Here is a 22,104-nt window from a genome sequence, read left to right as displayed (position 1 = left end):
TTTACTCAAATATTTTTCTCCTTCCTTATTTAAAATGATTTATTTTGAAATTAATTTCATATTTTTTATTTTTTAATAATAATATAAAATATAAAAATAAAATAGCGGAATAATAAAATATTTAAACTTAAAGTATAATTAAATACTGATTATTATATAATTATAAAATTTCAATTTAAATTTTATTTTATATAAAAAATTGATTTAATGAGAGTAAAATTAATTAAATATTGAAATTATCTGTGAAATATTTTTAATTAATTTATATTAATTAAAGCTAGCCTGTAAATTCAGTAGCTTCATAGCCCATAGGCTTATCTACAAAACAAGATTTTTCTTTTAAAAATATAACCTCTATAGTTCCGACCGGTCCATTTCTATTTTTTCCAACAATAATTTCAGCATTTTCTTGCATAGGATTTGGTATAAAAAGCCTTTGATAAGCTTTACCTTCAGCTTTAGCTTTATTCTCTCTTTCTTTTTCTTCTTGCTCCCTATAAACCTCATCGCGATATACAAATAAAATAGCATCCGCATCTTGCTCTATAGCTCCACTTTCTCGCAAATCACTCATCAAAGGACGCTTATTTGCTCTTTGCTCTAAACCACGATTAAGTTGTGAAAGTGCGATAATCGGCATATCAAGCTCCCTAGCCAAAAGCTTAAGTCCTCTTGAAATTTCACTCACTTGCAAATGCCTATCATTAAAATTTGAATTACTCATCATAAGCCCTATATAGTCAATCACACAAAGTCCTACACTTTCATCTTGAGATTTTAAACGTCTTAAAATAGCCCTTACATCAGCAATAGTTGCATAACCACTATCGTAAATATATAATTTCTTTTGACTATAATCATTACAAGCATCTCCTAAACGCTCCCATTCATCATCGTTTAAATCTGCGGTTAAAATTCTTTGTAAAGGGATAGAAGTTTTTGAAGAAAGCATTCTTTGCATGATTTGAGTTGCGGGCATTTCAAGAGAAAACAAAGCCACACCTTTATTTTGTCTTAAAACTTTATCAATGAAATTTAAACAAAGGGTTGTTTTTCCCATACCTGGGCGTGCAGCGATTATTATAAGCTCACCCCCTTTAAAACCTTTTGTCATTTTATTTAGACCCTCAAAGCCTGTATCAAGCCCTATGATATTTTTATTTTCTAAAGTTTTTTGCTTTTTAAATTCTTCAAAGAGTTCTGATATTATTATATTAACATCTTTAATATCTCTAAAATTTACACGATTTGTAATGCTAAAAATTTCTTTACCAATTTCATCTGCGATTTCACTTACGGCACGATTTTCATTAATACGAGCTGGTAAAAGATGTGCAAAACTCAAAAGTTGTCTTTTGATGGACTTTTCGCGAAGTTCATTTACATAAGCAGGCAAATCTATCATAGAAGGAGTGGCAAGAATTTCTGCTAAAATCTCTTCATCTATTTTTTTATGTTTTTTTAAAAAACTTATAGAAATAGGCTCTTTGTTGTTGCTACAAGCTATAATTGCTTTAAAAATATCTTCATGAGCTTTAAGACTAAAATCTTTCGGACTGATATCGCCTGCTATACTAGCGTAAGCTTCTTCACTCATAATGCAACTGCTTAAAATAGCTCGCTCTAAATCCAAGTCATAATACTCTTGTTGCACTAAATTTCCTTATAAATATAAATAGTTTTAAAAATTTTATCTAAAAAAACTTAAAATTATAAACTTTAATTTTTTATAAATATTTAATGTAATATTAGTTACAATTATAATCACAACATTTATTTTATTAGGAGAACACTTGAAAAAACATTTATTTTCATGTATTTTAGCTTCCATTTTAGCCCAGTCAGCTATGGCTGTAGATTTTCAAGAAGGTTTTAGTGGAAATTTAAGCATAGGTGTAGGTGCAAGAGATATTAAAAGCAATATTTCAACTTTAGCGGATAGTGATTACTTAGGTGGTTATGACGCTGATAATTCGGACTCTTCTTTTATTCCTTTTATCGGTGTAGAACTTTACTATGGTAACCTTATAGACAATGATAGAGTTTTTATCAAAAACTACAATGGAAGAGATGTCAGCGGTATAGCTTTAGGTTACGAAAAAGCTTATTTAGAGCGTTTTAGCACTTCTTTTTCTGTAATCTCTTCTTTAAGGGAAAAAGCTTATGCAAATCCTTATCAAATAGGTAATAGAGAAGAAACTGATGTTGATAGATATGGTTTTAAAATCTCTCAACTTTACGAAAGTGATTTAGGAAAATTTACAGCTTCATATTTATTTAGCAAAAACAAATATGATAAAGACGCAGTTGAGCACAGCTCTTTAAAAAGAGAGGGGTATTATCACGAGTTTGAATTAAATTACAATTATAGTTTGTTAAATTTAGGACTAAGCTATGATTATAATGATGCAGATGGAAAAGCTCAAAGTTACTCAAGATATGGTTTAAGCATGGGAGCAAATTTGGCTTTTGCTGATGACTATATTTTCACCCCAAATTTAAGTCTTAGCAGATATGAAGCAGTAGGAACAGATCCTATCTTCCACAAAAAACAAGACGGTAATATAGTTAAGCTTAATCTAAAAGTTGTTAAAAATCAATTTTTGGGCTATAACGGACTTTATGGTTTTGCAAATTATGGTATAGAAAAAAGAAATAGCGATATAGGATTTTATGATGAAACCTATCAAGTTGTTTTAACTGGAATAGGATATAAATTCTAAAAAATTATAAAAAAGCTCCTTTGATAAAATTTAAAAAAGATCTATCTCCTATAAAGATAGATCTTTAAAAATCCTTTTAAGAAAAATCCAAGCTAAAATCAAAACACAAAATTCAGCAAAAAATGGACTTAACCATACTCCATTTAAACCTATAAAGTAGGATAAAATCAAAAGAAAAAATAAAGGTATGAATAAATTTTGCATTAAACTTAAAACCAAAGAAAAGCTTGCCTTATTAAAAGCTGTCAAAAAAGAACCGCTTAGAACATTAAACCATGCAAAAAGATAATTAAAAGCAAAAAGCATCAAAGCTGTATAAGCAAAAGTTTTAAATTCTTGATCATTTTCTTTTGCAAAAAGTGCTATCAAATTTTCTCCAAATATCAATATAAATACTATAGAAAATAAAGATAAAATTCCTCCCGCAAAAAATACCACTTTTATAATAGCTTTAATCCTTAAAAAATCTTTTTTAGCATAATTATAACTAAGTGCAGGTTGCATCGCATCCCCCATAGCAATAATGAGCATTATAATAAAACTATCAATATATAAAACTATAGAAAAGGCTGCCACGGCTTGAGTGGTAGAAATTTTTAACAAAACAAAATTTGCAAAAATACTATACAAAGAACCCGAAATATTGCCAAAAAACTCGCTACTTCCATTATAAAGAATATTTTTAAAAATTCTCAAATTTATATATAAACTTGAAAATTTAAGCTCTAAATTTTGAAATAAAAAAGGAATAATTCCAAAAATACCGCTTAAAACAATTCCTAAACAAGTTGCAAGAGCTACCGAAAACAAGCCCCAACCAAATACAACTATAAAAAGATAATCAAATACAATATTACTTAAAGCTATGATTATGTTCATAATCATACTATAGGTTGTTTTTCCACAAATTCTTAAATAATTATCCAAGGCAAAAGAAAGCATGGTAAAAGGTGCAAATAAAGCAAAAACAAACATACATTCTTTAGCCATAGTTTTAATCTCATCGCTAACATTTAGACAATCAATCAAAATAGGTCCTAAAAAATACTCCAAAATTCCAATAAAACAAGAGATTAGAAAAATAATCAATATACTAGAACTAAATATCTTTCTAGCTAAATTCTTCTTGCCTAAACCCAAATGCATAGAAATTTGCACTGCTGAACCTATAGCTATCATATCAGCCAAAGCAAAAGACATCATAATAAAGGGAATAATCAAGGCTAGTGCTGCTAAAGCATCACTTCCTAGATATTTTCCAACAAAAATTCCATCAACTATATAATAAAAAGAAATAAAGGCCATGCTTATGACATTTGGCACGGCACATTTTATAAAAAGCCTAAAAGGGCTTAAAGTGCTAAAAATATTTGACATACAAATCCTTTAAAAATATTAAAATAAAATATTTTTAAAGACGCTAGTAGAGTGCTTGAAGTCCTAAAATATAGAAATTTAAACGATAAGTTCTTATTGTTGTTTTTGTATTAGTTTTATTTTGCATTTTCATAGATTTAAATTAAAATAACTAAGAATTATAAAATTTACTTATTAATAAGTCAAATTTAGCCCGAAGGCTAAAATTTAAAGCACGGAAAGAATTTTTACAGCGTCATTTAACCCTGTAACTATACTTGCTCCATTTTTAGTAGCAATATCTCCTGCTACAAAGATACCTTTAACATTGCTTTGTTTATTTTCATCCATTAAAGGCACGCCTTTATCATCAACATTAATCCCGCATTTTTGTAAAAAATCAAGTGGAGTAGAACCACCAATAGCATAAATAATTCTATCATAAATATCGCTTGTACCATCGGTAAAATTTACCTTAGCCTTGCCACTATCATCTTCTACCTCATTAATGTCAATTCCTAGTTTTAACTCTACTTTACCCGAATTTCCAGCTTCGTGAATATCTTTAAGATTGATATCATTTAATCTTGTAAATTCTTTTTTGCGATAACAAAGGCTAACTTGATTTGAATTAGCCAAATCCACAGCGTATTCTGCTGCTGAATTTCCACCACCTACAACAAGAATTTTTTCATTTCCCAAAACTGAATTGGCATTAAAATTAATGATTTTTGTTAAAGTCATAGGAAGTTTGTAATCAGGCTTATTAGGCTTACCCATTCTACCTATAGCAACGATGATGTTTTTACACTCATAAACGCCTTTAGCTGTGCTTACTAAAAAAACTCCATTTTCATTTTTAACGCTCTCAACTTCAGAGCCAAATTCAACTTCTATATTGTGCTCTTTTAATGCGTTTTGAAAAGTTTCTATAGTACTTTCTTTGGTACCATCTTCAAAAGGAACATGTCCATGATTAGTTCCTTCGCATCCCTTATAAGCTTTATCTACTCTTTTGCCATCTTTATAAAATTGCATTAAAGTTTGGCAAATGTTATTTGATTTTTCCAGTATCAAAACTTCTTTGTTTTTAAGCTTAGCTTCAACCGCACAGCCTATGCCTGTTGGACCTGCACCTACTATAATTAAATCTATTTTTTTCATTTATATTTACCTTTCAATTCTGATTTTTTTTGTATAATTTATCAAGTTTTTTGTAAATAAAGGATTAAAAATGCGAAATTTGCTTGAAAATATTAAGAAAAATTCTCAAAAACTACTTAACTTAACACCTAAAGATAAAGAAAAAATTATTTTAAAATTAGCTCAAATTTTAAGAGAAAATTTCAAAATTATCCTAGAAGCAAATGAAAAAGATATAACAAATTTCACAAAAAGTGGAGCAATAAAAGATAGGCTTTTGTTAGATGAAAAACGCATTTTAGCTCTTTGTGAAGGCCTAGAAAAAATCGCTTATATCGAAGATCCCATAGGCAAAATTTCTAAAGGCTGGAAAAATTATACAGGTTTGAGCATAAAAAAAATAAGCATTCCTTTGGGACTCATTTGTGTTATTTACGAAGCAAGGCCTAGTCTTAGTGCTGAAATTGTAGCTTTAATGATAAAAAGTTCTAATGCTTGTGTATTTAAAGGCGGAAGTGAAGCAAAATTTACAAATGAAGCTATATTTACTCTTGTTAGCAAAATACTTAAGGAATTTGGTTTGCAAGATTGTTTTGCTATGCTTACTCAAAGAGACGAGATCAAGCAAATTCTAACTTTTGATGATTTAATCGATGTGATCATACCTCGCGGTAGTTCAAATATGATACAAGAAATCGCAAACAATACCAAAATTCCTCTTATTAAGCAAGACAAGGGCTTGTGTCATGCTTTTGTAGATCAAAGCGCTAACTTAGATATGGCTTTAAAAATAATCCTTAATGCAAAGTGTCAAAGAGTAAGTGTTTGTAATGCTTTAGAAACGCTTTTAATACATGAACAAATTGCTAAAAATTGTATAAGTCTTTTAATCCCTGAATTTGAAAAATTTAAGGTAAAAATTCACGCCCATGAAAATGCTTTGGCTTATTTTAACAACTCAAATTTAGAAGTTTTTAAAGCAAATGAAAATACCTTTGATACAGAATGGCTTGATTTTGCTTTAAGTGTAAAATTAGTAAAAGATTGCGATGAAGCTATAGAGCATATCAATAAACACAGCTCCTTGCATTCTGAAACCATTATCTCAAATGATGCTTCAAATATCGCTAAATTTCAACGCCTTATAAACTCATCTTGTATTTATGCTAATGCTTCAACGCGTTTTAGCGATGGAGGAGAATTTGGCTTTGGTGGAGAAGTTGGAATTTCAACTAGCAAATTGCATGCAAGAGGTCCTATGGGGGTTGAAGATATTTGCACTTATAAATATATAATCAATGGGGAAGGACACATTCGAGAGTGAATAAAATAGAAATGCTAAAGCAACACTTTAAAGAAATTGCTAAACTAAATTCAAGTGAACAAGTTTGGCAAATGCCTTTTTTTGCGGCTTTGGGTGTGGGTATAGTTTTAGGGTTTAGTGTATTTTTTGGAAAATTAAACTATGGACTCATTGCCATGATAGGAGCTTTATCTTTTTTATATGTTCCAAACACTCCTTTATATCATAGAATGGCTGTTGTGATGTGCTGTTCTTTTGGCATAGTTTCTAGTTTTTTCTTAGGAATTTTAACCCATTTTTTACCTGCAATTTTTGCCTTCATCCCTATAGGACTTGTGGCCATGGGAAGTTCTATTTTAATTAGATATTATAACATTGGTACACCTGGATATTTTTTCTTTGTATTTTCTTGTGTTTTAGGAGCTTATTCTCCTTTTGAAGCTAAGGATTTTATCTTTTTAGTGGGTCTTGTTTTTCTTGGGGCAATGGTAGCTAATTTAATGGCTTTTTTATATTCTATCGTTGTGATTTATGGATTTAAAAATGCTTTACCTGGCGAAATTCCACCTAGAGAATACATAGGTTTTGATGCAGTTTTTGTGGATTCTTTGATTATGGGTTCTTTTGTAGCTTTTTCTATATTTTTAGGAACTTTTTTAGAACTTGAAAGAAGTTATTGGATAGCCATTTCTTGCACAGCTATTATGCAAGGTGTAACTTTAAACTCTATATGGATTAAACAAATTCAACGCATCATAGGAACGGCCTTAGGAGTATGTTTTGCATGGTGGCTTTTATCTAAACAATTTCACAATATAGAGCTTATTTTACTTATGATGTCTTTGTTTTTTATAGGACAATTTTTAGTCAATCGAAACTATGCTTTAGCTATGATTTTTTTTACTCCTTATGCTACTTATCTTTCAGAAGCAGCTAATTTTATGAGTGAAAATGCAAATACATTAATACTCACTCGTTTAATTGATGTCGTAATAGGAAGCATTTTAGGACTTTTGGGTGGTTTTGTAATTTATAAACCTTATCTAAGAATATATTTTGAACGCATTGCAAAATACATCTTTAGGATAAAACGAAAAGCTTAAAAGTCAAATAAAGCACAAGCATTATCCCCTAAAATTTGCTCTTGTTCTTTTTTAGATACAACAATTTCATTAAAAGCTGCTAGAGCCGATGAAAAATTAACATTTGCTTCAAAATTTGTATGCGGCCAATCACTTCCAAAAACAAAATTGCTAAGTGGAAAATGTTCTTTTAAAATTTCATATATTTTCTTTGCAAATTTTACAGCTTGTTCATTATTAACATAGTCTATTTTTGCTCTATAAAAACCGCTAATTTTAAAAAATATTCTAGAGTTTTTTAAGCAAATTAAATCCTCTAAATTTGTTAAGTTTGCATTAGCTCTTGCTAAATGATCAATAACAATATTACAACCATAAGGAATGAAATTTTTAACAATATCAACAAGATTATTATCCAAATCTCTTTGAATTTCTATTTGCATTTTAAGCTTACTTAAATTTTCAAAAAATTGAGTCCAAACCGTACTTTTAAAATTTGGCAATTCTTTGCCAATTAAATTTAATCTAACTCCACAAGCTTTTCTTTCTTTTAGTTTTTGAAGCTCATCAAATTTAATACCTTCATCAACCACAACTATAGCTTTTATATTTTCATCTTTTTCGATACTCTGAAGCAAAAATTCATTATCAACACCTAAAAAACTTGGCTGAACTAAAACCCCTTTATCAAAATCATAATGATCTAAATTTGCTTTATAATCTTTAAAACTAGCGTCATAATCAGGCTTATATCTTGCATTTGCAACTGTATTTAACTTTTTCAAAAATATATGTGCATGAGTATCAATCTTCATTAAATTATCCTTATAAAATAAAACTCATTATAATAGTAGCTAAAATCGCCGCCATAAATCCTATTGGCACAGCTTTAATAAGTAAATCTTTAAATAATTTTTCCTTATATTTATCAGGACAAGATCCTAAAATTAAACTTCCTCCAGAAGAAAAAGGAGAAATAGCGGAAGCTTGAGCCCCTACAACAATACAAGAAAAAAGCAATGCCTCGCTTAATCCACTGCTTGCAGCAATGCTTGGAACTATAGGAAAAAGCGCTGGAGTAACCACACCCAAAGTACTTGAAAAAAGCGACATAAAAGCTGCAATAGCACACATTATTAACGGAATAAAAATCACATTGATCTCATTTTCTACAAGATCTGAAAATAATTTTATAGCCCCTGCTTCAACCGCTATGCTAATTAACATCCCTACTCCACAAATCATTATCAAGGTTCCCCAAGGAATTAAAGCAACAACTTGTTTCTCATCGGCTAATTTTAAAAATAAAGCAATGGCAACAAAAATCATGGCTATCATGGCTATATCTATTTTTTTATTAAAATAGCCAATTGTCTCATTATGTGGAAAAATAATATTTAGCACAGGAAAGATTAAAACAACAACAATCATCATAAACATAAGAATTAAAGTAGTTTTTTGTTTATAATCAAATGAATCAGGTTTTGAAATAACACTGATTTTTATATTGTTTTTAAAAGCATTAAACACAAAAAAAGATAATACCACAATAGGCAAAATTATAGTAAAAGCAAAAATAATACTAGAATTTATAAAAGCTTCATTTGCTTCAATACCTGAATTTTGCATCAATCCTCGAAAAATAATCCCACTTTGAGAAGTCATAAAATTTGCCCCTCCCAAAGCACCATAGTTTATAGCCATAGCTCCGGCAATTTTACTTAAGCCGATTTTATCGCAAAGTAAAAAAGTAAGTGGTGCCATAAAAGCTAAAACCGTATAAAAACCTGCTCCTAAAGCGGCTATAATAGCACTAACCACAAAAATAACAAAAGGGAGCAAATAAGGATGATTAGCAAAGCGATACATCAAATGTCCAGCTAATTTTTCAAGAGTTCCATTTACGGTTGCAAAATTATAAAACAACGAAACAGCAAAAATAACAAAAAATATAGAAATAGGCCAAAAAGCTATGATTTTTTTAGGAGCTAAATCCATAAAAAAAGCTCCTATAATATAAGCAAAAATCATAGCAAAAATTCCAACATTATGTCTAGTAATATAGCCTAAAATGATGGCTACTATAATACTAGAGATGATTAAAAAAACCATTATCATCCTTTAAAATATTATAGGGCTTATGATATCAAAAAATATATTTTTCAAAGCATAAAAACAAAATCTAAAATTTAAAAAATATCTATTTAGTAACAAATTTACTCATCTTATAAAATATTTTACAGAATATCTTGAATTATAACAAGCAAAAACCCCTTTTAGGCAAAAAACAATACCATAATCCCATCTAAAAATATTTGAAAATAGAAAGAATATTCTCATAAGCTCATCTTTATAATATAGAATTAAAACACTACAGAAAAGTCAAGTTTAAAAATTTAAAAAATGTCTTGAAGAATAAAATAAAGAAAATAAAAAATTGTATAAATTTAAAAAGCTTTGGAATACTCCAAAAGCTTTTTTTATATTATTTGTTCGCTCTTTCTATATACTCACCACGCACAGTATCAACGCGTATAACTTCACCTTCTAGCACATGAAAAGGAATTTGCACTACTGCGCCTGTTTCTAAAGTAGCTGGTTTTTTATTTGATCCTTGAGTATCGCCTTTGAAATTTGGAGCCGTTTCGATGATTTTGAGTTCAACAACTTGTGGAACTTCTACGCCGATAGCCTTGCCATTATGAAAAAGTACATCTACCATCATACCATCAAGCATCCATTTTTTTGCCTCACCCACATCATCATCACTGATAGCTACTTGTTCATATGTTTGTGTATCCATAAATTGGCAATTTTCACCATCATCATAAAGATACTGCATAGTTTTATCTTCTAAATTTGGAGCTTCACATTTATCGCCTGCATGGAAAGTTTTTTCAAGTACTTTACCATCAATAAAAGATTTGATTTTAATACGCACAAAAGCAGGACCTTTACCTGGTTTTACATGCTGATACTCAACTATTTTAAAAGGAATTCCATCGATTTCTATTTTAAGTCCCTTTTTTAAATCACCCATTGAATAAGATGCCATAAATTTCCTTTGTTAAAAAATAAAAAATGATTTTATCAAATTTTGATTGATATCACAATAAAATTATTTTATTTGATAAAAAAATAAGTAAAATTACGCTAAAATTTAAATTTAAAGCATAGTAAATGCTCGCTTCTTTTTAGAAGAGGAAAGTCCGAGCTGCTAAAGACAAGCATTCCATCTAACAGATGGCTAGGGCAACCTAAGGGATAGTGCAACAGAAAGAAAACTACCACACAAGTGGAAAAGGTGAAACGGTGGGGTAAAAGCCTACCAGCGATTTTGGTAACAATTTCGGCTATGTAAACCCAATGTGCAGCAAGAAGGGATGGTTAGCGTCTTTGTTTTAACCCTTCGCTTGATTTTGTTTGTAAAAACAAAACTAGATAAATGAGCATTCAAGACAGAACTCGGCTTATCGCTATGCTTTTTAAGATCTAACATAGGTCAAAGCTTTTTGAAATTTTTGAATTTCAACAGCCTTTGCTTTTTTCTTTTGTTCAATTAGTGCAACAGCTTCTTGCAAAAGAGCTTGAATTTGATAAAATATATCATTTATATTTTCTTTTATAAAGTCTTCTGAGGGCGATCTTTTAGCTAAATTTTTAATAAAAGCTTTCATATCAAGTTTATCAAGCAAATTTTCAAGCTTATTAATATCTTCTTGAATTAACGCGAGTTTAAAATCATTGATCCACTGTTTCATTACTATGCACTTCTCTCCAAGCTTCTAGTAAACCTTTGGTTACATTTATAACTTCATTAATTCTTTCTTCGTTATTTTCTAAATTTGCCAAAGATAAAAGTTGAATTTCTCTTGTATAAAGCCCACTTAAATAATGCGCCACATCTCCACCTTTTTCATAATCTAAAGTATTAATAAGCTCTATAAAAATAGCTGTTGTTCTTTTTACAAAGTATACTCTTTGCTCTATATCCTCGTTTCTTATCGCCACTTTAGCCCTTGCACAAAAACGCAAAATTCCCTCATAGAGCATTTCGATAAGTTTTTGCGGAGATTCTATCCCCGCTTGATTTTGAGAATAAGCATTATAAGCTAAACTATTTTGCATCTTTTTTATCCTTAATTATTAGAATTATTTGCTGCATTGATCATATTAGTCACAGTTGTTAATTGCTGATTAAGTTTATTTAAGATGCTCTCATATTGCAACCATTGATTTGCCATTGTATCATACCTTGTATCAATCAAAGTTTGAGTTGATTCTTTGGTTTGGGTTAAAGACTTAGTATCATTTGTTAAACTCTCATCATATTTTGTTAAAGAGCCATCTTTGCCTGTTATACCTTGTAAAGTTGTTTTAAGTTGTGCAAAAACACCCACACCTTCAACTGCCTCAGCAGCAATGCTCGTTTGGCTTAAGCCAAATTGTTTAAGAAATTCGCTATCTCCTTTTATGGCAAAATCAGAACTTCCGTCGGTTTTAAAATTAAGCTTATATCCTTTTTCTCCACCTTTTTCATAAGTTTCAACTTTAACTGTTAAACCTTCAATACCTTTGCTATTGATGTGATTAGCCAAATTTTGAAGCATTTCTTGTTCTGTACTACCTGTTAGTTTAAAAGTGGTTCCATCGGCATTTTTGGATAAATCATAAGTTTCAAAATTTGTAACAATTTGAAATTTTCCAGATTCAAAACTTATGCCTTTACCTTCTTCATCTTTGCCCCCTAAATACTCATCAAGACTGCCATTTTTAATTAAATCACCAGTATAGTTTATATCCTTGTATTGAGTAATGCCTGAAAAAAAGCTTTCAGTTAAATCAGGATTTTCTTTCATCTTGCTTTCAAAAGTGGAAGAGTCAAAATTTAGAGTTCCTGACTCAGTCATACTTAAACCATAGTCTTGTAAAGAAAGCATTACCTTAGCACTTACTTTATTTCCATTAGTATCTTCTACAGTACCATCAACTGATTGGGTTTTAAAAAGCGCAGAAATAATACTTGAGCGTATAGAGTTTACTTCGGTTACGCCTTGTAAAGAACCTTTGGTTCCTGTTTCGCTGTTATAGTCTGTAGCGGCATTAAGATTTAACACTAAATCATTATAGGCATCAACCATATCTTGCATAGCTTTGGTAACAGACTCACTATCTTGCTGAACATCAAAATTAATTTCACCTGTTTTATTTAAAGTCAAAGTAATACCTACACCAAGATCGGTTATAGTATTGCTCGATCTTGTCATCTTTATGCCATCCATGGTAAATTTAGCATCCTGAGCTTTTTGAATATGCAAAGGATTATCTTCGCTATCAATAATGCCAACACCTTTTTTACTTTTAGCAGGATCAAAATCTTCAGCTTTTAAAGCATCTTCATCGAGTTTCCAACCAAGACTTTCAAAAACACTTTTAGCATTTTCATCAACTTTGTATTTACCATTAGAATCTTTTGCACCCGGATAAAAGCTTATAGCACTATCTTCACCTGTCTCCTTACTCGTTAAGGTTAAGCGATAAGGTGCGTCTTTTTCTCCTGTATTTACCATCTTAGCTACAATTTCTCCACCCGTAGCAGTATTAATCTTATCAACTAAATCACTATAGGTTGTATTTTTATCTATAGTAACGCTATATTCTTTTCCATTAGAAAAAAAAGTTAAATTTGTAGGTTCTCTTAAACTTGCATTGATAATTCCTGTATCATTTACCAAACCCTTGCTTTGATAAACATCTTTTTGGGCAAGTTGAGTTACATTGATATTCATGCTTTGCAAAGCAACACCTGAAGTCACACTAAGGCTTGCAGGAGGATTATCAGTGATACTTGCTATAACCTTTCTTTTTGCAAAAGCCGTAGAGTCTCCTAAAGACGATACAGCTGCTTGAAAAGCAGAAAGCTTGGTTTTAAGCTCGGTTAAATCTTTTTGTTTGGTTGTATTTTCTTCGATTTTTTTAGTATAAGGATCAATACGAGCTTTTTGTTCTGCTTCTTTTAACTTGTCTAAGGTTTCTTGAGTTAAAACCCCAGAACCAAATCCTAAACTAGATAAACTACCAAATGCCATTTTTAACTCTCCTTATCAAATATCATTCCTATCACATCTCTAAAATACTCAGCTAATCTCATAGCTTCTTCGCTAGGAATTTTACGAATTTCCCTTCCAGTACTTTTTTCAGTCACGCTAATATACATAGAATTAATTTTATCACTATAACCAAAACGAACATTAGTATCTAAAGAATCCATTTGTTCATTTAACTTTTTTGTAATATCAGCTAACTTTTCATTCACACCTTGCTGTTGTCCATCATCGCCTCCTTGGCTTTGACTTCTATCGGTTTGAATGTTTGAACTAGCCTGTGTCTCGCTTGTTCTTTGGCTAATGTTTGCCAAAGCTGTATCCATTTGCCCATTTGCCTTCGATATTTCCATTTTAAAATCCTTTTTAAAATTTCTTATTTGCTTATTGCTAGTTACAAGCTTATATCGACAAATTTATAAAATTATGAACACCCTATAAAGAAAAATTTATTTTTCAATATAAAAAACAGTAAGCAAAAACTGTGCCAAAATTTTAAAAATATCTCAACTATCTTAAAAAATTTCAAATTTATTAAAAAGATCTGGATTATTTTCTAAGATATTACGCAAGATTAAATCTTCTATCACGCTTTTAGTGCAATCTGTTTGCTTAGGCCAAGTTCTTAAATAGCCCTCAGCTTCACCCTTAGCACTTGCATCCACTCCAAGTCTTTCTTCTTTGATAAAAATATCTCTTTTAGCATCAATATTATTTACCACACGCCAAACAAGCATATAAGGGTTTTCAAGCTTATTTTCGGTATCCAAAAATACTAAAATCCTAAAATGTTTTTTAAATTCTAAAAGTTTATTAAAACTTTGTTCGATTTTTTCTTTTTTATCAAGCAAAATGCAAACTATAGGACTTTTGCTTTCTTTATAAAATTGCTTTAAATTTAAAAGCTCTACCTTGGTTTTAAAAAGTTCTAACAATTTTTCATCTTCTAAAATTTCAAGCTCTTCTACTTGCGTTTCCTTACAAGCATCAAGTCCTGCTTTACCCCCAAAACAAGCATTAGGCGAAGCATGATCTAATTGATCGCAAATTCCTTCTGAAATTAAAATTTTCTTTGTATCAAAACGATTTAAGATATAAGGAATTAAAGCATCATAATCTTTCAAAGAAGGTGCATTTTTATCTACAAAAATCGCATGTTTAACAAAACTCATTTGCCCTACTCCCCAAAATGCATGCATAATTTGTTGCGCATGAGCGGGATATTTTGCATCGATTTTTGCTAAGATAAGATTATGAAAAACTCCATTTTCAGGCATATTATAATCAATTAAATCAGGTACTGAAGTTTGAAGCAAGGGTAAAAAAATTCTTTCGGTACCAAGTCCCATAATCTTATCTTCTAAAGGAGGCTTTCCTACAACCGTTGCTTGATAGATCGCATCTTTTTTAGTATAAATTTTTTCTACTTTCATCACAGGAAAAAGTTCAGCAGGAGTGTAAAAACCCGTATGATCTCCAAAAGGACCTTCGATTTTAAACTCTTCTAAATCCACATAACCTTCAATAACTACATCGCTATCATAAGGTACAAAAATACCATTTTCACAAGGGGTAAGTTTTGCAGGAGTTTTTTTAATAAAACCATAAAGCAAAAGTTCAAAAATTCCCTTAGGTAAAGGTGCTTGAGAACACCAAATATAAAGTGGATCTCCACCTATAGCTATACTTACAGGCATTTTTTTAAAACCAGCATTTTTGTATTCGTGATAAAAATTTGCCCCATCTTTATGAATTTGCCAATGCATTAAAAGTTCATTTTTATCACTCATTTGCAAACGATACATTCCAAGATTATTTTGAGTTTTATCTAAATTTTGCGTATAAACTTGCCCCATGGTGATAAATTTACCCGCATCATCTTCCCAAGTTCTAAGCACTGGAAGTTCTTCAAGAGAGTTTAAAATTTCATAATCATACAAGGCTTTATTTTTTTTCAGTCTTTTAGGAGGAACATTTTTAAAACTTAACAAATTCATAAAAAAATCCATTTTTGCTTTAAAACTCGTAGGAATATGAAGCTTGGTGAGTTTTGAAATTTCTTCAGCCACCTCTTCATAATCACGCCCAAAAGCTAAATTTAAAGCCTTTTCATTGCAAAAAGTATTCATCAAAACAGGAAATTTATATTGTTTATTTAATTTTTTATCTATAGGATTTTTAAACAATAAAGCCTTACCTTTTTCTCCTTTTTTAGCTTCTATATAGGCTAAATGAGCGATTTCAAGATCTACATCTACAGGCTCTTCAATTACCCTTAAAAGATCATTTTCTTTTAAAATTTGAATAAATTCTTTCATAGCATGCTCTCAGCTTTTTTTAAAAGTTCTTTAGCACCTTTAGCAATAAACTCCTTAGCCAAACTCTCTCCAAAACCTTTAAAATCATCTTTTTTAATCATTCTTTTATCTTTTAAAATTTCTCTTCCATCGGGTAGTCCAAGCACTGCACGCACACAAATTTCATTTCCTAAAAGCTCTGCGTTAATACCTATAGGAACTTGACAACCCCCTTCTAAAGTAGCAATAAATTCTCTTTCAATGCTTGTTTCAATCAAAGCATTTTCATCATTTAAACATTTTAAAAGTTCTAAAATTTTTTCATCATTTATACTTTCTATACCTAAAGCTCCTTGAGAGGCTGCAGGGATTAGTTCATCCTTGCTAAATTCATAAACAAAATTCACTTGCTTATCTAAGTTTAAGCGTTTAATTCCCGCCATTGCCAAAATAATCGCATCAAAATCATTATTTTTTAATTTCTCTATACGAGAATTAACATTACCACGCAAAGAAATAATCTCTAAATCAGGTCTTAACAATAAAAGCTGCATTTTACGTCTAAGACTAGTAGTGCCTATTTTTGCACCTTTTGGCAAAGAAAGAAAATCTTTATAATTTTGACTTAGCATGGCATCATTACTTTGCTCTCTTTTACTTACCGCTGCCAAAACTAAACCTTGAGGAAAAAAACTAGGCACATCTTTTAAACTATGCACCGCCAAATGTGCTTCTTTTCTTAGCATACTTTCTTCAAGTTCTTTTGTAAAAAGTCCTTTGCCGCCAATTTTTGCCAAAGGAGAATCTAGCAAAACATCACCTTTTGTTTTAAAACCTTCTAAAAGCACTTCAATTTGATGTGTATTTTTTAAAATTTGGGCTACATGTTCACTTTGCCAAAGAGCTAATTGACTTTTTCTTGTTGCGATAATAAGCTTCATTTTCTATCCTCTATAATTTCAACATCAATGATTTCTTCATTAGAATTTTGATACTCTTGCTTAGTGTATTGATATTTTGATTTAGTCATTATTTTCAAAGCAATACCAAAGAAAAATACAAAAATTCCAAAAACACTTGTAATAATCCCTGGAACAACAAGTAAAAACCCTGCGATAACAAAAGAAAATTGTGTTAACATACCCTTTAAGCCACCCATTTGAAATTCAAGCATATTTTTCCAAAAAATTCCCAATAAAACCGCACCAAAAATCATACTCAAAAGTATGAAAAACAAAAAATTACCAAAACCAAAAAACACTATAAAAAATATACTTGCAATAATTTCAAGTACAAATAAAGGGCTTAAACTTAATTTATAATTCATAACACTTTCTTTTTAAGAATTTCCATAAGTTCATCAGTTTTTATAAGTTCCTTTACTAAACCTTCTCTTTGGATAAACTCTATTTCATTATTTTCTAATCCTTTACCAATAACTAACGCATAAGGAAAACCCATAAGTTCAAAATCATTCATTTTGACCCCAAAACGCTCATTTCTATCATCAAGCAATACTTCTAATCCAAGATTGGTTAAATCCTCATAAAGCTTATTAGCAAATTCTAAAGCCTTTTCATCTTTGAGATTTGAAACAATAATTTCAAGCACAAAAGGAGCTAAAGTTTTATTCCAAATACATCCTTTTTCATCATGACTTGCTTCAATAGCTACAGCCAACAAGCGTGAAACACCTATGCCGTAACATCCCATATAAAAAGGCTGACTTTTGCCATTTTCATCTAAAAAATTTGCATTCATCGCTTTGGAATATTTTTGCCCTAGTTTAAAAACATGCCCTACTTCTATACCTTTGCTTTGTTTTAATTTTGCTCCACATTTAGCACAGCAATCCCCTTCTTTAACTTCAATCAAATCTTTAAAACGATCTTTGTTTAAATTTACAACATCAATACCGATTAAATGATAATCTTTTTCATTTGCACCTATAATCATTTGCTTTTCGTTTTCAAGCTCAAAATCTATATAAAAATCTATATCTTTTAATCCCACAAAACCTATAAAACCGGCTACCAAACCAGCTTTTTCTAATTCTTCTTCGCTCGCATCAACTAGTTCAAGAGCACTACAAGCATTTTGTGCCTTGATTTCTTGCAAATCATCACTTCCTCTTATAAAAAACACAACTAATTTGCTTTCATTTTCGTAAATAGCTTTTTTTACCACTGCTTTAATCGTATAAAAAGCATTGATTTTAAAAAATTGTGCTAAAGAATCTATAGTTTTAATATTTGGAGTGTGAAATTTACTTGCATAATTTGCTTCAGGACGCTCATCTTGACAAGTTTTTTTAGCTCTTTTTGCAGCTTCAACATTAGCCGCATAATCACAATTTTCACAAATTAAAATATCATCTTCCCCATTTTTTGCTAAAACCATAAATTCCTTAGAACCACTTCCACCAATAGCCCCACTATCAGCTTCAACTGCTCTAAAATCAAGCCCCATTCTTTGTAAAATTTGAGAATAAGTTTTATACATAAGCTCAAACTCACGCCCTAAATCTTCTTCATTAGCATGAAAACTGTATCCATCTTTCATTAAAAATTCACGACATCTTAAAAGCCCAAATCTAGGTCTTGCTTCATCACGAAATTTAAGTCCAATTTGATATAAATGCAAAGGAAGTTGTTTATAGCTTGTGATTTTGTTTTTTACCAAAGAAAGCATAGCTTCTTCATGTGTTGGACCTAAAACAAATTCATTTTCTTTTCTGTCTTTAAAACGCAAAAGCTCTTTTCCAAAAACATTATAACGCCCACTTTCTTGCCACAAACTTGCAGGAGTGATAAAACTAAGATTTACTTCTTGTGCTCCAGCCTTATCCATTTCTTCTTTAACTATATTTTTAATCTTGTCTAAAACTCTTTTTCCCAAAGGCAAGAAATTATAAAGTCCGCTACCAATTTGTTCTACAAAACCTGCACGCGTTAAAAAAATATGACTAGGTAAACTCGCATCTTTTGGCGCTTCTTTTAAGCTTGGTGCATAAAATTTAGTAAATCTCATCATTATTCTCCATATCAAATTCACATTTATATTGATTTAAACCTTCAAGATTATTTTGCAAATCAAAAACATAACGCATAGCTTTAATCACTGTATCGCTTTGCATTTTACCTTGTAAATGCTTCAAATTTACAGTAGGTGTGTGTAAAAAAGCCTTAAAAACTTGATGAATCAACTTTCTAGCCTCTTCTTTGTCGGATTTTTTCAAGTATCCTTTTTTTAACGCAATTTCAAGTTGTTTATCTGCATATTCTTTAGCTTGCAAGCGTATAGCTTTGATAATAGGCATCAAAGCCAAATCGTTTAAATACCTAAAAAATTCACTTGTTTCACGGCCTATTATCCCATAAGCCATGCGAGCTTCTTGTTCTCTTAGTGCTAAATTTTTTTGAACTACAATCTCAAGATCATCTACAGCAAAAACAGATATATTTTCATTTTCATTAATATCAATATCCCTTGGAACTGCAATATCAAAAAAATACCTTTTGTAAGGAAGTTCTTCTATTAAAGAATTTGTAATAATAGCATTTGGTGCATTAGTAGCTGAGAAAAAAAACTCATATTGATTTAAATATTTTTTTAAATTTTCTAAACTATCATATTCGCTTAAAACACCAAGTCTCTCACACAAATCTTTAGCTTTTTGCAAGTCACGATTTAAAATAATCACTTTAGCACCAGCAGCAATTAAATGTTTTGCCGCAAGTTCTCCCATCTCTCCAGCTCCAATAACAACAGCTTTTTTTTGCGTTAAATCTGCAAGTTCTTTTGCTTTTGCTACGGCAACGCTAGCTACAGAAATAGGATTTTTAGAAATTTGAGTTTCATTGCGTACCTTAGCAGCACATTTAAAAGCACTATGTACCGCTCTTGAAAGATGTACTCCGCAAAAATTATTTTTTACAGCAAAAGCAAAGGCATCTTTTAATTGCCCCGCTATCTGAGTTTCTCCAACCACCAAACTATCCAAAGAACTTGCTACGGAAAAAAGATGGTGGATTGCTCCACTATCTTCAAAAATATCAGCTTTTTCAAGTAAAATATCTTTATCCACATCACAAAGCAAAGCCAAAGATTTAACAATAAACTCCGCACAGGCCATTTTTACAAAAGCAACAATTTCAACACGATTGCAAGTGCTTATAACCAAACATTCTTCAATATTTTCATGAGTACTAATGACTTTTAAAAACTCACTTTTTTTAGCTTCATTGGAAAAGCTTAACTTTTCTCTTAAGGTAATATCTGTATTTTTATGAGTAAAAGATATACAATAATACATTAAAATTCCCTATCTATCATAGCTTTAATAATATCATTAAGCTTGTTATTATCATATTTTTCAATCGCTTTACTAGCCTTTTTTGCATAAGTTTTAGCTTTCAAAATAGCTTTTTCCAAAGCTTTTTGTTCTTCAAATTTAGTTTTTAACCATTCTTTTTCATTTTCATTTAAATCTTTTTTAAATAAAGTCTGCAAATATGTCCTATCTTGTTCTTGCAAATTTTCATAAAGATAAATATAGGGTAAGGTAGTTTTACCCTCTTTAAAATCATTCATAGCAGGTTTTCCAAGAATTTTTTCATCGCTCTTAATATCTAAAATATCATCAATCATCTGAAAAGCGAGTCCTAAATTTTTACCATATTCTGCAAAATCTTTTTCATATAATCCAGCCAAAATAGCTCCGCATCTCGCACTTGCTTCGATCAAAACAGCTGTTTTATTATAAATCATTTTCAAATAAGCTTCTTTATTGATATTAAATTTCTCTCCCAAATCAACATCCATAAGTTCGCCTATAGCAAGCTTTACAACAGCATCTGAAATAATACTTGCAAATCTAGCATCCATTTTGCTTAATTCATAAAAGGCTTTGGAATACAAAATATCGCCCAACATAAGAGCATTTTTTGTACCAAATTCAGCATTAACAGATCTTGCTCCACGTCTTAACTCACTCTCATCAATAATATCATCATGTAACAAACTAGCAAGATGTATCAATTCTATAGCTGCGCAAATTTTAAAAGCAATCTCACTCTCATCTGCGATAGCTAATAATAATTTAGAACGTAATTTTTTTCCTGATTTTACATTTGAAAGCATATTTAAAATAGGTTCATAGCCAAGCTCTTGTAAAAACTGTTTTATTAATTCATCTATTTTTTGCACTATCTTTTCCTTGTTAATTACTATTATTATTTTCTTTGCTTGTTAATGGTTTTACCTGAGGTTCGTTAAAATTAATCATAGGAACAACCTGATTATTTTGCGGTGGATTTTGTAAAGCTTTTTTTCTTGGATCTAAAAATTCTACCATTAAGCGAGATTCCTTATCTTCTATATAAACCGTAAAAGTTGCCAAACCTTTATTATAAGCACTAAATTCTAAAATCAGTCTTGCTCTATCAATATGTGGATTAGTATAATCAGGTATTAAAGTTTGAGTTACCCAATCAAAATTTCTTCTTAAACTCATCACAAATTGACGCGGATATTTGCGAAATTTCGAATGTACGATGATATTAGTATTATCAAACAAAGTCCAATAAAAATCAAAATTTTGCACCTTATCTTCATAGCCTATTTCTTTAATCTGCACACTAGCTCTCTCATCTTTTTTAAGTATAAATTTATAAGTATAATCAAAAGTTGGTTCAGATGCTAAAACATTGCTAAAAATAAAAAAAATACAAATTAAACAAGGGCTTATTTTAAACAATTTTAGCCTTCGTGTCCTAAAATTTTTGCGCCTAATTCTATATAAATATCATTTTGCCTTTCTTCTATAAAATCACCATTTTCTAATATGAAATTTTTTACATCCATTTCTGTTAAACCTTGTTTTTCTAAAAGTTCTACCATGGCAATATGATCAGCAAAAAATTCCTCAAAAACTTTTTCTAAGGCTCCTAAATTTCCATTTTGTATAATTTCTATAAATTTTTCTTTTGGAGTTTTATTAAACATTTCATCAAAAAAATCCATTAATTTTCCTTGAAAATATAAGTTTTTGATTATAAAATTTTAATCGTTAAAAGTAGCTAAATTAAAATAATT

At 30.2% G+C, this 22,104-nt stretch carries 21 protein-coding genes and 1 other RNA gene; 4 read left to right on the top strand and 18 right to left on the bottom strand.

Features of this window, described 5'->3' with window-relative positions:
• Positions 1 to 277: 277 nt before the first annotated feature.
• Positions 278 to 1,654 (bottom strand): replicative DNA helicase, encoded by a 1,377-nt coding sequence (locus AJN69_RS06190; protein ID WP_070278829.1) that lies wholly within the window; start codon positions 1,652 to 1,654, stop codon positions 278 to 280.
• 139 nt (positions 1,655 to 1,793) lie between these two features.
• Here AJN69_RS06190 and AJN69_RS06185 point away from each other — a divergent pair, with 139 nt between their 5' ends.
• A complete protein-coding gene (locus AJN69_RS06185) occupies positions 1,794 to 2,723 on the top strand; it encodes a DUF2860 family protein (RefSeq protein WP_070233434.1) in 930 nt (309 codons plus the stop codon).
• Positions 2,724 to 2,771: 48 nt separating this feature from the next.
• Here the strand turns inward: AJN69_RS06185 and AJN69_RS06180 are convergent, their stop codons facing one another.
• Both AJN69_RS06180 and AJN69_RS06175 read right to left on the bottom strand, forming a co-directional pair.
• Entirely contained in the window at positions 2,772 to 4,100 is a 1,329-nt protein-coding gene (locus tag AJN69_RS06180; protein WP_070278830.1) for an MATE family efflux transporter, read from the bottom strand.
• A gap of 207 nt (positions 4,101 to 4,307) precedes the next feature.
• On the bottom strand, positions 4,308 to 5,243 hold the full coding sequence (locus AJN69_RS06175; protein ID WP_070243465.1) for an NAD(P)-binding domain-containing protein: 936 nt from the start codon (positions 5,241 to 5,243) through the stop codon (positions 4,308 to 4,310).
• Positions 5,244 to 5,313: 70 nt separating this feature from the next.
• On the opposite strand from AJN69_RS06175, the gene AJN69_RS06170 reads away from it, so the two are divergent.
• The gene (locus tag AJN69_RS06170; protein ID WP_070278836.1) at positions 5,314 to 6,546 is read left to right on the top strand and encodes a glutamate-5-semialdehyde dehydrogenase; all 1,233 of its coding nucleotides are present in this window, start codon (positions 5,314 to 5,316) and stop codon (positions 6,544 to 6,546) included.
• Positions 6,543 to 7,628, top strand: a complete 1,086-nt coding sequence (locus tag AJN69_RS06165) for an FUSC family protein (RefSeq protein ID WP_070287647.1) — start codon at positions 6,543 to 6,545, stop codon at positions 7,626 to 7,628. The genes AJN69_RS06170 and AJN69_RS06165 overlap by 4 nt, the downstream gene beginning before the upstream one ends.
• Here AJN69_RS06165 and AJN69_RS06160 read toward each other — a convergent pair.
• The 3 genes from AJN69_RS06160 to efp all read right to left on the bottom strand — a co-directional run bounded on the left by AJN69_RS06160 (position 7,625) and on the right by efp (position 10,662).
• On the bottom strand, positions 7,625 to 8,422 hold the full coding sequence (locus AJN69_RS06160; RefSeq protein ID WP_070287648.1) for an amidohydrolase: 798 nt from the start codon (positions 8,420 to 8,422) through the stop codon (positions 7,625 to 7,627). The two genes, AJN69_RS06165 and AJN69_RS06160, sit on opposite strands and share 4 nt — an antisense overlap.
• Positions 8,423 to 8,432: 10 nt before the next feature.
• Positions 8,433 to 9,725 carry an SLC13 family permease gene (locus tag AJN69_RS06155; RefSeq protein WP_074469924.1) on the bottom strand — a complete coding sequence of 431 codons (1,293 nt, stop codon included), beginning with the start codon at positions 9,723 to 9,725 and terminating at the stop codon, positions 8,433 to 8,435.
• Between the two features lie 367 nt (positions 9,726 to 10,092).
• Entirely contained in the window at positions 10,093 to 10,662 is a 570-nt protein-coding gene (efp, locus tag AJN69_RS06150) for an elongation factor P (RefSeq protein ID WP_002855210.1), read from the bottom strand.
• Between the two features lie 113 nt (positions 10,663 to 10,775).
• Between efp and rnpB the strand changes: the two genes are divergently transcribed.
• Positions 10,776 to 11,096: RNase P RNA component class A (gene rnpB, locus AJN69_RS06145), an RNA gene on the top strand.
• On the opposite strand, the gene AJN69_RS06140 is transcribed toward rnpB, so the two are convergent.
• The 12 genes from AJN69_RS06140 to AJN69_RS06085 all read right to left on the bottom strand — a co-directional run bounded on the left by AJN69_RS06140 (position 11,093) and on the right by AJN69_RS06085 (position 22,032).
• Positions 11,093 to 11,368 (bottom strand): hypothetical protein, encoded by a 276-nt coding sequence (locus AJN69_RS06140; RefSeq protein ID WP_002861272.1) that lies wholly within the window; start codon positions 11,366 to 11,368, stop codon positions 11,093 to 11,095. The genes rnpB and AJN69_RS06140 overlap by 4 nt on opposite strands.
• Positions 11,349 to 11,735, bottom strand: coding sequence for a flagellar export chaperone FliS (fliS, locus tag AJN69_RS06135; RefSeq protein WP_002861271.1), 387 nt, complete (start codon positions 11,733 to 11,735; stop codon positions 11,349 to 11,351). Before fliS ends, AJN69_RS06140 begins: the two co-directional genes overlap by 20 nt.
• Before the next feature lie 11 nt (positions 11,736 to 11,746).
• Complete coding sequence (gene fliD, locus AJN69_RS06130) at positions 11,747 to 13,696, bottom strand: flagellar filament capping protein FliD (RefSeq protein WP_070276560.1); 1,950 nt, start codon at positions 13,694 to 13,696, stop codon at positions 11,747 to 11,749.
• A 2-nt stretch (positions 13,697 to 13,698) separates the two neighbouring features.
• Positions 13,699 to 14,064 carry a FlaG family protein gene (locus tag AJN69_RS06125; protein ID WP_070287649.1) on the bottom strand — a complete coding sequence of 122 codons (366 nt, stop codon included), beginning with the start codon at positions 14,062 to 14,064 and terminating at the stop codon, positions 13,699 to 13,701.
• A gap of 162 nt (positions 14,065 to 14,226) precedes the next feature.
• Positions 14,227 to 16,029, bottom strand: coding sequence for a menaquinone biosynthesis decarboxylase (locus AJN69_RS06120; RefSeq protein WP_070276562.1), 1,803 nt, complete (start codon positions 16,027 to 16,029; stop codon positions 14,227 to 14,229).
• Positions 16,026 to 16,949, bottom strand: a complete 924-nt coding sequence (hemC, locus tag AJN69_RS06115) for a hydroxymethylbilane synthase (RefSeq protein WP_070287406.1) — start codon at positions 16,947 to 16,949, stop codon at positions 16,026 to 16,028. The genes AJN69_RS06120 and hemC overlap by 4 nt, the downstream gene beginning before the upstream one ends.
• Positions 16,946 to 17,335 (bottom strand): FxsA family membrane protein, encoded by a 390-nt coding sequence (gene fxsA, locus AJN69_RS06110; RefSeq protein WP_070287405.1) that lies wholly within the window; start codon positions 17,333 to 17,335, stop codon positions 16,946 to 16,948. Before fxsA ends, hemC begins: the two co-directional genes overlap by 4 nt.
• Positions 17,332 to 19,041, bottom strand: coding sequence for a proline--tRNA ligase (locus AJN69_RS06105; protein ID WP_083262294.1), 1,710 nt, complete (start codon positions 19,039 to 19,041; stop codon positions 17,332 to 17,334). Before AJN69_RS06105 ends, fxsA begins: the two co-directional genes overlap by 4 nt.
• Complete coding sequence (gene hemA, locus AJN69_RS06100; RefSeq protein ID WP_070287403.1) at positions 19,025 to 20,323, bottom strand: glutamyl-tRNA reductase; 1,299 nt, start codon at positions 20,321 to 20,323, stop codon at positions 19,025 to 19,027. The genes AJN69_RS06105 and hemA overlap by 17 nt, the downstream gene beginning before the upstream one ends.
• Positions 20,323 to 21,216, bottom strand: a complete 894-nt coding sequence (locus AJN69_RS06095) for a hexaprenyl-diphosphate synthase (RefSeq protein WP_044778758.1) — start codon at positions 21,214 to 21,216, stop codon at positions 20,323 to 20,325. Before AJN69_RS06095 ends, hemA begins: the two co-directional genes overlap by 1 nt.
• Positions 21,217 to 21,229: 13 nt before the next feature.
• Entirely contained in the window at positions 21,230 to 21,766 is a 537-nt protein-coding gene (locus AJN69_RS06090) for an exporting protein (RefSeq protein ID WP_070287650.1), read from the bottom strand.
• 2 nt (positions 21,767 to 21,768) lie between these two features.
• A complete protein-coding gene (locus tag AJN69_RS06085) occupies positions 21,769 to 22,032 on the bottom strand; it encodes a DUF2018 family protein (RefSeq protein WP_002854834.1) in 264 nt (87 codons plus the stop codon).
• Between the last annotated feature and the right edge of the window lie 72 nt (positions 22,033 to 22,104).

The sequence above is a fragment of the Campylobacter sp. BCW_4338 genome (genome assembly GCF_001763255.1).
Lineage (GTDB): Bacteria > Campylobacterota > Campylobacteria > Campylobacterales > Campylobacteraceae > Campylobacter_D > Campylobacter_D jejuni.
This window is presented reverse-complemented; position numbering and strand designations above follow the sequence as displayed.